General features: G+C 72.4%; 5 protein-coding genes. All 5 read left to right on the forward strand.

Annotated elements, in window-relative coordinates; translation table 11 throughout:
- Window positions 1-166 precede the first annotated feature (166 nt).
- The 5 genes from PBV52_RS22910 to PBV52_RS22930 all read left to right on the forward strand — a co-directional run bounded on the left by PBV52_RS22910 (window position 167) and on the right by PBV52_RS22930 (window position 11953).
- Complete coding sequence (locus PBV52_RS22910) at window positions 167-3739, forward strand: tubulin-like doman-containing protein (protein WP_274240731.1); 3573 nt, start codon at window positions 167-169, stop codon at window positions 3737-3739.
- Window positions 3736-6630, forward strand: coding sequence for a hypothetical protein (locus PBV52_RS22915; protein ID WP_274240733.1), 2895 nt, complete (start codon window positions 3736-3738; stop codon window positions 6628-6630). The genes PBV52_RS22910 and PBV52_RS22915 overlap by 4 nt, the downstream gene beginning before the upstream one ends.
- Window positions 6627-8858, forward strand: a complete 2232-nt coding sequence (locus tag PBV52_RS22920) for a hypothetical protein (protein WP_274240734.1) — start codon at window positions 6627-6629, stop codon at window positions 8856-8858. Before PBV52_RS22915 ends, PBV52_RS22920 begins: the two co-directional genes overlap by 4 nt.
- On the forward strand, window positions 8855-10909 hold the full coding sequence (locus tag PBV52_RS22925; RefSeq protein ID WP_274240735.1) for a hypothetical protein: 2055 nt from the start codon (window positions 8855-8857) through the stop codon (window positions 10907-10909). The genes PBV52_RS22920 and PBV52_RS22925 overlap by 4 nt, the downstream gene beginning before the upstream one ends.
- Before the next feature lie 330 nt (window positions 10910-11239).
- Window positions 11240-11953, forward strand: coding sequence for a hypothetical protein (locus tag PBV52_RS22930; protein ID WP_274240736.1), 714 nt, complete (start codon window positions 11240-11242; stop codon window positions 11951-11953).
- Window positions 11954-12094 lie beyond the last annotated feature (141 nt).

The following is a 12094-nucleotide window of genomic DNA, read 5'->3' on the forward strand; positions in this document are numbered from 1 at the left end:
CCGCGCACCGAACAGCGCAGCACGAGCACCACAACGCACGAGCACCCAACGCACCGCACCACAACGCACCGCACCACATCGCCGCGCGGCCGTCCCGCCGCGCGGCACCACAGACGTACCGAGCACGAACCGGCGGCCGCGTCGGCCGTGAAGCGGGGAGGAAACCATGAAGATCTTCCAGCCGATGCTTTTCGTCGGCCTGGGCGGCACCGGAGGCCTGGTCGGCGCGGAACTGGAGCGCAGACTGCGCGCCGAGCTGTGCGGTCCGGACGGCATGGCGCTCAGCCGGCAGAGCGGCCACGCGCCCTTCCAGCTGCCCGACTGCCTCCAGTTCGTGTACGCGGACTACAGCGAGAGCGATCTGCAGCGGCTTCCGCAGTTCAACGTGGACCCGTCCCTGCGGGCGGCGTACGCCCGCACCTCCCGGGCCACCCACGACCTGCTGCCGAACTTCGACGCCTCCCCGGAAGTGACCAAGATGCTCCGGGCGGTGCTGCGCGATGAGGTCGCCGACTGGCTGCCGCCGCGCATCGACGAGCCGAAGGTCACCCCGCTGCACGCCGGCGCGGGCCAGCTGCCGACCGTCGGCCGGGCCGCCCTGTTCGCCACCCTCCGGCACAGCCTCGCCCCGGTGCTGGAGCCGCTGATCCAGGCGATCGACGCGATCGCCAAGTCGGCGGGCGAGCTCAGCGAACTCGGCGGCGGCAGGGTCAACGGCTGTGACGTGTTCGTCGCCTTCTCGGTGGCCGGCGGCACCGGCGCCGGGATCTTCCTGGACTACCTGCACCTCATCAACCACGCCTTCCAGCTGCGCCGTTTCGACGGCGTGAAGATCTATCCGCTGGTCGTCATGCCGTCGTCGTTCTCCGCCGCGACCGGTGGCGGACGGGAGGCGGAACTCAACGCGGCCCGGTCGCTGGTCGACCTGTTCCGGCTGGTGGACACGCAGAACGCGCCGTCGGAGGGCCACGAGATCGGCGATCTCGACCAGGAGCTCGGGCTCGGCATCCGCTACCCGGGCGCGACGCCGATCCGGTTGCGCACCGGCATCCTGCCCACGGCGTTCCTGTTCAGCCCGACCGCCGGCATCCGCGCGGACGACCTGCGCCGCTCCATCGTCTCCCTGGTGATGTCGCTGATCGGCACCGAGCTGGGCGACGGCCGCGCCCGGGGCCGGAAGATGGCGGCCGACGACGACTTCCAGACCTTCGCCGCGAGCTTCATCAACCGGGGCGTGCAACGCAGCGCGGTGTCCCCCACCGGCATCGGCCGGCAGGGCGTCTCCACCAGCCTGGTCGCCTCCATGACCGCGCCGATGGACCAGCTGGCCGACCTGGTGGCCGGGCGGCTGCTGCGGCTGGCGGTCACGGACCTCGTGGAGCTGCCGCGTGCGGTGCTGCGGGAGCAGGCAGTGCCGATGATCCGGCAGCTGTTCGCCGACTCCCACCTCGAAGAGCTGTGGGAACGCAGGCAGCTGGCGGTGCCCGAGCCCGATCCGCTGCCGCGCGGTGGCCGCAACATCGAGCAGGCGCTGGGCGAGCGCATCGCGGACATGCAGCGGCTGCTGTCCGACCTTCGGTCCGAGGCGGACCGCGCGGCCACCGTGATGGCCGACCGGTTCGCGCCGCGACCCGCCATCGACAAGCTGCTCCAGACCGTCGACCCCTTCCTCGCCGAACGCGTCGTCAGGGGTGTCCCGGACAGCGAGGAACAGATCGCCCGCCTCGGCTTCCTCGGCATGCTGGAAAGCCGCGCCCGCAACCCGCAGCGCCCGCCCGGGGTGACCGAGCAGCCGCCCAAGATCCCCCGGATCAAGGGCCAGTTGGGCGGCCTGGCACCGGCCCGCTGGGGCGACGACGACGTGCAGGCGGCCATCCAGGAGCAGGACGCCTGGTACCAGTGGCGCTGCCGGATGGTGTGGCACGAGGCCTGGCGCGATCAGCAACAGCACTGGCAGCCGCAGGCGGACGCGGCCGGGACCGACCTCGGGCGCCTGGTGAACGCCTTCCGCAGGCACAGCGACCAGGAGCGCAAGTCCGCCCAGCAGAAGGCCCACGAACTGTACGAGGACCGCACCGGCATCTCGTATCTGCTGCCGCCGCAGCGCAGCCTCAACCACTTCTACGAGGACGTCGTCAGCCGGCTGATCCACCGGGAGGGGCTGCGGGAGAACGACGACGAGGCCGCGCTGCTGCTCAAGCTGGTCGACGGCGACACCTGGCGCCAGGTCCACGGGCTCAGCCGGCGTGACCCGGAGGGCGCGGTGGCCCGGGTCAAGGGGCAGCTGGAGGCCCGGATCACCCGGCTGTTCGCCGAGAGCGGGGCGCATCTGGAGCAGCGGCCGCTGCTGCCGTCCATGGGCACCCTGCTGGCCGCGGCGGCGGGGGACGCGGACGCCAAGGACCAGGTCAGCAAGGAGGCGCTCGACCTGTTCGGGCGGAAGCTGACCGGGCTGCTGCCGGTCGGGTTCACCCCGGAGGGCACCGGGCTGCTGCGGGTCCTGGTGACCTATCCGCGGGTGCAGGCCGTGGAGGAGGTGCAGGAGTTCCTCGGCAAGACGCTGCGGCTGCCCTCGGACGCAAAGAACTCCGTGGAGTACCGGGGGGTGGAGAGCGACTCGATCACCGTGGTCCTCTTCCGCAGCGAGATGAGCCTCACCCAGGTGCCCGAGGCCCGCAAGGTGCTGCGCCAGTGGGCCCGCGCCAAGGACTCCGAGCAGGCCCAGGACGTACTGCGGTGGCGTCAGCGGCTCGGCTACCGGGACAGCTGGATGGTCAGCAGCGAGGAGGACCGGCGCGTCATCCTGCACCGCCTGCTGTGCTGCATGTGGAACGGCCAGGTGGACGTGGTGGACGGCGACCCGGCGTCGCCGGACCGGGTCCGGCTGCGGCTGTCCCCCGAGAAGGGCACGGACATCCCCGGCGTGCGGCTGCGGCTGGGGGACTACCCCGGGGGCGTGTCGAGCTGGGCCGAGCTGCTGCGTTCGTACGAACGCTGGACGGTGCTCGACGACGAACGGATCGTCGAGGACTACTGCCGCGAGCTGATGCGGGCTCAGCCGCTGGGCCTGGCCCGGACCGGCAGCGAACCGCATCCGCTCTTCGTCGACCTGGTCGAGAAGGTCGCCCCGCGCCAGCTGGAGCTGCTGACGGAGCGCCGGGAGCGGGGCGGCGAGCGGGTCGAGGGCTGGGTGCGCCCGCTGTGGGAGTTCTGGGCGGAGACCCTCCCCGCCGCGCTGGACACCCAGTTCGGCGACCAGCGCGCGGTCCAGCCGACCCTGCGCGACCTGTTGGAACACGTCCGCGGCGGCACGCCGACCCGCCCCCGCACCCGCGAGGACGTGGGCGCACCCCGGCGCCCCGTGGCGGACGACGACGACTGGGGGACCGCGCCGGTCACCTCGCGCGGCAGGGGCCGTTACGACGACCACGACAAGCCGTACGGCAGCGAACGCGGCGAACGCGGCGAGGAGGACCGGGAGAGCCGGGACAGCCGGGACAGCTGGGACTCCCGCCGTGACAGCGACGCCCGGCCCCGCACCGACAGCCGCCAGGACGACTACGACACCTACGACGCCTACGACAGGCCCGACCCGGACGGCGACCGCCGCCCCGACAGCCAGGGTGGCCGGGGATGGGAGTCCGGCCGGGACGGCGGCGACCCGCCGCGGCCGTCGTGGGACGTCGACGAGCCCGGCGACACCGCCCGTCGCGCCCCCTGGGACGGTGACGCGCAGTGAGCCTGTCCCAGGACTTCCGTACCGTCGTTCATCTCGACCTGAGGGCCGGGGCGGCGGCGTTGAACAGTCCGTCGGCCCTGCGGGCCAGGGTCGCCCAGGAGCTGGGCCGGGCCGGGCTTCCTGAGCCGGACGAACCGCTGTTCCTGGTGGTCGACACCCCGGCCGGGCTCACGGACCACCAGCTGCAGTACGAGCTGCTCACCGGCTACCGGGCGGTGAGCGAGGTCAGGCTGCTGGTGCTGCTGGTCGGCAGCGCGCCCGGCGCGTTCGCCGGTGCGGAGGGCGGCTTCCAGCCCGACCGCCGGCTGCTGCGGCCCTCGGTGCTGCGATCCTCGGGCACCGCGCTGCTGTGGGTCGGCGATCTGCGCTCCGCCCGCACCGCGCTGGAGCAGCCCGAGCACGACGACCCGGACGCGCTGGCGATCCTGGTGGACGTGCTGTCGGTCCCCGACGTCTACCTGGAGGTGCTGGACCGCATCCAGTCGCTGCCCGACGCCGTCGCCGCACCCGGCGTACGGCTGCTGGAGCAGGACCTGCCGCCGGAGGTACGCGACCGGGCCTGGCGTGATGCGCTCACCCGGTTCGCCGGGGCGGACACCGACCTCGCCCCGGACGTGCTGCTGACGGCCTCGTCCGGAGCCGATCTGCCGGAGCCGCTGCGCGGCCTGGTCGCGGGCCGGAGCGGCCGGGACCAGGGCCACCGGGAACCCGGCGGTGTGGCCGACGACGCCTACCGCGCCTGTGCGGACGCCCTCGACTACGCCGAGGACGCGCTGGCCGGGCTGCGGACCCTGCCCGGCCTGCTGCGGGCCTCGCGCCGGGAGGCGTTCGAGACGGACGTCGACCAGGCGCGCCAAGCCCTCGACAACTACCGGGATCTCGTCGCCACGGCCCTGCGCAGCGGCGGCGGCAGTGCACCGTCGGCCGCCGAGTCGGCGACCCGGCTCGCGGCCCTCGGGCTGCGGGTGCCCTCGGCCGAGGGCATGGGCGAGCGGATCGGCGAGGGGCTGAAGGAGTTCGCCCACAAACTGCTGGGCCAGCAGCTCGCCCTGCGGTCGGTGGCCCAGCGCTTCACCGGTCTGGCCGGGCGGGTGGAGCCGGTGCCCGGCTCGGCGCTGCTGCGGAAGCTCACCCCCCACTCCGCCGAGGCCGTGGCCCGGCAGACGGGCGCGGCGGGCACGGCGGGCGCCGAGGTCCCCGGCGTCCCGGTGGCCGGCCCCCTGGCGGCGGCCGGGGCGGGGCTGCTCGGTGCGCTGTGGTCGGGCCCCTTCCTCGCGCTGGCGGTCGTCGTGCCGCTGCTGTTCGTCGGGATGGCGATGCTCGGGTCGGTCCGGCTGAAGGGTGCCGGACGCCCGGGCCGCTGGGCCGTGGCCCCCAGGGTCGCGGCGGTCGCCGGCGCGGCGGTCGGGGCGGCGGTGGGGTACGCGACCGATTCGCCGGTCTGGGTGGGCACCATCGGGCTGCTGGTCGGTCTCGGCGTCGCGGTGGAGACGGTACGCCGGCTCTGGCGCGCGGCGGCCGCCGCCTGGGCCCCGGGCCACGCAACCGCCGTACTGCGCAAGGCACTTGATGGCCTGGACGCGCTGCTGGCCGAGGCGGTGCGGGAGCACTGGGCCGTCGAGGAGCGGCTGTACTGCGCCGACGCCGCCCGTTCCGTCGCCGGCATGCTGCGGGCGACGGCGGCCGCGGCGGAGGCGGAGGCGGTGCCCGAGCCGGAGCGCCTCGTGACCGCCGGGGCGTCCACGGGCTTCGGTGCGTCCGGCGCCGGGACGTCCGCCGAGGACGACTGGCTCGTCGACGACACGGACCTGGAGCCGGACGACGCCCTCGCCGACTCCGACGACGGCGACTGGGCGAGCGTGTACGCCTGGGAGGACGAGCCGTCCGAGGAGGAGAAGCGGAGGGAGTCGGCCCGGGAGGACGGCAGCGCCTCAAACGGACGGCGTGGCAAGGGAGTTGTGCCGCGCTGGCTGGAGCGGGAGAACGGTGAGGGCGGGCCCGAGCTGGTCGCCACCCTGTCCGCCGACCTGACGGACGCGGCCCTGGAGGCGATGAAGCACTACTGGGGCGCCGTCGAACGCGGCCAGGCCGGCGCCCGCGCCGTCCTGCGCACCGAGGAACGGGTCCGCGAGCTGCTGTCGACGGCCCGCCATCACCTCCAGCACAACGGAGTGCTGGCCCCGCCCCCGTTCGCCGCCCCGCGCCGCGTCCGCGCCACCTCGGCGAACCTGCTCGGCACCGACCCGCACGGACCGGCCGAACTGGTCAGCGCGGAGGCCGACCGGCAGGCCGTGGTGCAGCTGTCCACACCCGAGCAGGGCACGCTGCTCACCCGCGACCCGACGGCCGCGGTGTGGCTCAGGTTCGCCCCGAGGGCCGTACGCGACGAGGTCGAGAAGGCCTGGCGGACGGCCGGTTCGGTCCACCCGGAGGACGTCCTGTGGACGTCGTCGGGCCGGTACGCCGGCCTGGTGCGCCTCACCCCGCTGCGCATGGGCGTGGTGAACACGGTCCGGCCCCGGCACGGCTCCGGGCCGGACGGGACGGACATGGACATGTACGGGGACGGGGACAGGGCGACGGCCAGGGCCGGGGGCAGGGCCGACGGAATGGAGACGTACGGCACGACGGACGCATACGAGCGGACAGAGCCGTACGACCGAACAGAGCCGTACGAGCGAACGGAGCCGTACGACCGGACCGAACCGTACGACCAGGGTGAGCCGACGAACCCCTACGAGCGGACGGCCTCGTACGACCGGACGGACTCGTACGACCGGACGGACTCGTACGACCGGACGGACTCGGACGACCGGACGGACTCGGACGACTGGCTGAGCTCGGGCGACTGGACGCAGAGCGACGACCGAGGGGACGGCGACCGCCGGTGACGAGCCCCACGCATTCCCCCCTGCCGCGGCCGGGCGGACCGGCTCCGGACAAGCTCGCGTTCACCGTGCCGTCGGGGCGGCGGCGGGTCACCCCGGTCCGGGTCGGCCGCGAGTTCCGCCGCGACCGGCTGCTGCCCCAGCTGATCCGCAAGGCCGTGCTGGACGACGAGGGCCAGCAGTGCGTGCAGGTACGCCTGAGCGCCAAGGACGCGGCGAACCCGGCTGCGCGCGCCCTGCTGGACACCGAGGCGGGCACCGCACTGCGGCTGAACCAGGTGCTGGGCGACACGGAGTACGCGACGCTCTTCCCGAGGATCGTCGGCTACGAGCTGGACACCGCCGAGCCGTTCCTGCTGTACGACCCGCCGCGCGGTACGGCCGTCGCGCGGATCCATGTGATGTCCGCGACCGACCAGGAGGTCTTCACCCGGGACCTGATGCTGGCCCTGTGCCTGCTGGAGGGCCAGGGTCTGGTGCCGCGCGGCGTCTCGCCCGCCACCGTGTTCTGGGACGGCGCCAAGGTCCAGCTCTGGGGGCTGGAGTCGGTGACCCGGACCGGACGGCCGCGGCGCCCGTGGGGCCGCTCGCCCTTCTGCCCTCCCGAACAGCGCCGGGGCGAGTCCCTCGCCGACTCGCGGGACGCGGTGTGGAGCGCGGCCCAGGTCCTCTACCAGCTGGTGACCGGACGGCCCGGCCCCGCCGACCGGCCACCCGCCGACCTCGGCGAACACCGCAAGCTCGACCAGACGTTGCGGGACGCCTTCGCCCCGAGGGCGGCGGACCGGCCGACGCCCGCCCAGGTGCTCGACCTCGTGGCGCCGGGTGCCGCGCGCCGCGTCCGGCTCGCCGTGCCCCCCGACGAAACGCGCCCGCACCACGAGGCCTTCGAGGAGGCGCTGCGGCTCAAACGGCAGGCACCCGCAGCCCGCCCCCGCAACGGCTCCACGTCCGGTTCGGGGTCGGGGTCGGGGTCTGGGTCTGGGTCGGCCGACGACGAGGTGCTCTGCCCGTACTGCCTGGAGACCATGCGGCTCGACCTCTCGAAACTGTTCGTCACCGACAGCCGGATGCAGTACCAGCCGCTGGACGTGAAGGGCATCAAAAACCCCGTGCGGCGGACGGACGTCATGCGCGGTGCCGTCCAGAAGTGCACGGCGGACCCGGAGTTCCCCGCGCACTACATCCCGGTGCCCTACCTGACGTACGGCCGCCCGCTGACTGTCGCGATGGTCGGCCAGTCCTCCACCGGCAAGAGTCATCTGCTGGCCCAGATGATCGCGGCGATCACCGACGGCGGCCTGGAGCCGTTCGGCCTGAAGTGGCAGTCCGTCAATCCGGAGCAGCACGCACGGTTCGTACGGGACCGGGTGCAGCCGTTGCGCAACGGCAAGGTCCTGGACCACACGGCGGCGCTGGGCATGGACGACTTCGCCCGCTTCGTGGAGTCCCTGCTGATCACCGACGCCCGGGGGCAGGTGCGTCCGGTCGCCTTCTTCGACCTGGGCGGCGAGGACCTGGTACGGACCGACGCGGCGCTCAGGTTCCTGCTCGGGGTCGACGCCCTGATCTTCGTCGTCGACCCGGCGCTGGCCCTGCCGCTGCCGCAGCTGGACCACGCCAGGGAACGCTGGGGCGTCGAGGTGAACCGGGACGGCGACCTCGCCTTCGGCACGGTCCTGGACCGGCTGCCGAAGAGCGGCGGGTATCTCGACGTGCCGGCCGCGATGGTGCTCGGCAAGGCCGACCTGCTCAGGTTCCAGCCGCCCGTGGACGGTTGGCTGAGCCGGCCACCAGCCACCTCGCTGGACCCGGCGCTGATGCGCGAGGAGAGCCGGGACCTGTACGGGCTGCTGCGCCGGCACGCGGGCCAGGCGTGGCTGCGCCCCTTCGACGCGATCCGCCAGTGCACCCTGCACATCGCGTCCGCCACCGGCGGCCAGGAGGACCACGGCCGCTACCCGGCGGGGGCGGGGCCCCGGCGGGTGCTGGAACCGCTGCTGGCACTGCTGGCCATGCACGGGCTGATCGAAGTACCGGGCGGCGCCGATGCGTTGGCGGTCGGCGAAGCCCCGGCGCTCGAAGCGGTGCCGTGGGAGGAAGCCACGGACGCCGGGAGAACCGGGGGAGCCGGGAAGCCCCAGCGGTTCAAGAGCTCTTCCGAGAGGTCTTTCGAGAGTTCTGACGGGCCCGAGGAGCCCGATGGATCCGAGGGAGGGGAACTCCAGTGAACGACTTCCAGGACGGGGGCTCGGTGCACCAGATCGTCTTCCGCTGGGACGGCAACCACGGCCGCCAGGACACCGGCATGAACGCCGTCGCCCACTCCTGCGACGCCGAGCGCGCCGAGGAACTGGGCCGGGAACTGCGCCCGTTGCTGTGGGTGTCCGGCGCGGCGGCCGCCCGGCCGAGCGTCGTACGCACGCTGTCCCGGGACGGCGTCGTCCTCCTCGTCCAGCGCTGGCCCACCACCGACCGGGGCGGACGGCCCAGCACGATCAGCCACGTGCTGGTCGGGGATCGGGGGACCCTGACGGTCGATCGGTGCCTCGGGCTCGCCTACCGCGGCGGCTGGCGCAAACAGGAGAAGGCGGAGCAGGCGTCCGGGACGCTTTCCGAGTTCGACCGCGCGGACCTCGAGGAGCTGGCGTGGAGCCGGCTGCCGGACATGCTGGAGCGGCTGCCGGAGGTCGAGCACGCGCTGATCCTGGCCACGGCGGAGTTGCTGCGCGATCCAAAGCAGCGGGTGTCGCTGCTGCTGGAGGAGAGGACACCGCGCGACTGGCCGACGCCGGACGCGGTTCCGGTGGTCTATCTCGGGCTGTTCCTGATCTTCGGGACCTGGCTGAAGCAGACGTGGACGTTCGCCACGTACGACACGGTGGACAGCCATCCCCTGCAGCTGATGTCCGTCCCGCGCTGGGAGCCGGACGCGGGCGGCTCCGGCCCGCTGGCCCGGATCATGGGGCGCAGGGAGGCCAACCCCCGGTTCGAGCAGAAGGCGGCGCTGCAACTGGTGAGGCACCTCCTGTCCCATCCAGAGGCACCTGCGGGCCTACCGCAGCTGGTCAAGGAACTCCCCGACGGTGCGTCCCTGGACTGGGAACGGCGCCGCGCCCGGCTCAAGGAGATCCTCGGCGCGGACCGCACACCCCCGGCCGGCACGAGGATCCCCTCACGCGCGCCGCGAGCGGGGGAGCCGGGCCCGGCTCCGACCCGGGACCGGGACCGGGACCGGGACCGGGACCGGGACCGGGACCTGCAACGGAACGAGGATCGGGGACGGGACGGGGACCAGGCATGGGACAGGGGCCAGGAACGGGACGGGGACCAGCACTGGGACCGGGGCGGGGAGCCGACCCGAGCCGCGATCGCCTCGGAGCCGTACCGGGCCTCGTCCTCGGAACCATTCGCGGAGCCGTACGCGGAGCGGTACGCGGAACCATTCGCGGAGCCGTACGCGAACCCCGCCCCCACACCCCGCCCGCCGAACACCCCTGCGCAGCCCCTCCACCCGCCCGCCTACAGCCCGAACGGCCATGAGGCACACAACCTCCGCCGGAACCTCTGCGCCTACCGGCGCGGCGACGTCATGGGGCAGAGCGTCCTGCTGACGGAGCTGCGCAGGCAGCCCGACGAACTGCTCCTGCACGAACTGCGCTCGGGCGAACTTCCACCCGAATCCGTCGAGTTGGTACTGGACGTGCTGGGCGACCCCCACCGCGTCCAGGCGCGTCCACTGAACCTGCAGCAGGAGCTGTGCGCGGAGGTGCTCCGCAACGACTTGTACTTCACGCCGCACGGACCGGGCGCGGAAGGCAGGTCGGGAGCGGACCGGGCCTCCCGAGCGGCGTACCTCTTCACCTGGGCCGTCGCCCCACATGTCCGGGAGGAGCGCCATCTGCCCGAACTGCGGTCTCTGCTGTACCGCTTGAGCCGGGACACCCACCCCACCACGGGCAACTGGCTCCGGCAGAGCATCATCGAACCGCCGAACGGCCAGGTCCCCGACCTGCCACCGGACCTGTGGAGCCGGCTTCTGGGAAACGCGCTGCTCCGGGCCGAAAGACCGCCGTCCACGACGCCATCGCCCCAGGCTCCCCCGTCGCCCCGCACCGCCCCGGCGCCCATGGCACCCCCGCAGCCACCGGACGTCACGCCGGACCCGACCGGCATCACAGCCCGGCTCTCCGACCTGATCAACAAACCGAGCTGCTTCCTCGGGCTCCTCCTCGTTCTGGGCGTCGTGCTGGTGGGGCTGGTGCTGATGCTCTTCCTCTGACGTCAGAAGATCACTCCGCAATAGGCAAGCAGCCTCGGTTCCCCTGAGCGGCGAACTGAGCGGACTTGGCCATCAAGCCCGCCCGGATCTCATCGTCGCCGGTCACAATCCCGCCAGGGCCGAATCACTGGACCGAACTCGTCTCCATCAAGGCGCCACCTTTCCTGAATGGGAGGGGCGGCGCCTCAGCCATTCGGACCTGTTGTGACCGGGAGCCTTTACCTCAAGTCATGCTCAGTAAGGAGATCACTCCATCGAAGTGCACATGATCGGGTCGTAACGTTCTGGGCGTTCGGCCGCTTGACCAGCGGCCACTGACATGGGGGAAGCATGGGCATACGAATGCGCCGAACTGCCATCGCGTCCAGCACGGCACTGCTGCTCTGCCTCGGAGCAGTCGGGACAGCGAATGCGGATCAAGGAGTGTCGGCGTCGCCCGCCAGCGGAGCTGACCAGGCCGCAAGTGCGGACTCCAACACGGCAGAGGACACTGTCGTCGGCACCGCGCCTCCGCAGGAGCCCGAGGAACAGATCACCGAAGTTCCCGATGGCGCGGTCGACGACGAACCCACGTACACGGGCAAGCCGACCCCCGGCGACACGCCCAACCGCCCGGACTGCGGGGCGCCTGAGTTCGTGTACAAGCCCAAGTCGAAGAACGGGGATTACCACAAGGGTGTGGGTCCGACGAATTCGAACCACAACGGCACCTCCAGAACCGCCAGGTCGACGTTCACCTCGGAGGTAACGGGCGAGGTGGGGGTCGCCATCCAGGGCGAGCTCGAAACGTCAGTCAACAGGATGCTCGCCAGCATCAAGGCCAAGTTCAATGTCACCGTGACGGCGAAACTCACCGCCAAGCTCGGGAACTCGATCGCCGTGGACACTCCGCCCCACAAGACGACGAACGCCAAGTACGGCGTCTACCGGCTCAAGCACACAGGGGTCAGCTACGTGATTCACTCCAACTGCACAACCTCCCCCGAGAAGAAGGTTGTCAGCTACTCCCCCTGGAAGGTTGGCTGGGCCCTGTGGGAAAGCTGAGGAAGCTCACTGTCATCGGGGGAATCGCAGCGGTAGTTGCGTTGGCGGGCTGCACCAGCGACAAGGACCAGGCCACGCCCTCTCCTCACACGCCGTCACCCCGGTCCACGACCTCTCCGACAGGCTCGCCGGCGTCAGACC

Origin of the sequence: Streptomyces sp. T12 (assembly GCF_028736035.1) — a bacterium.
Classification (GTDB): domain Bacteria; phylum Actinomycetota; class Actinomycetes; order Streptomycetales; family Streptomycetaceae; genus Streptomyces.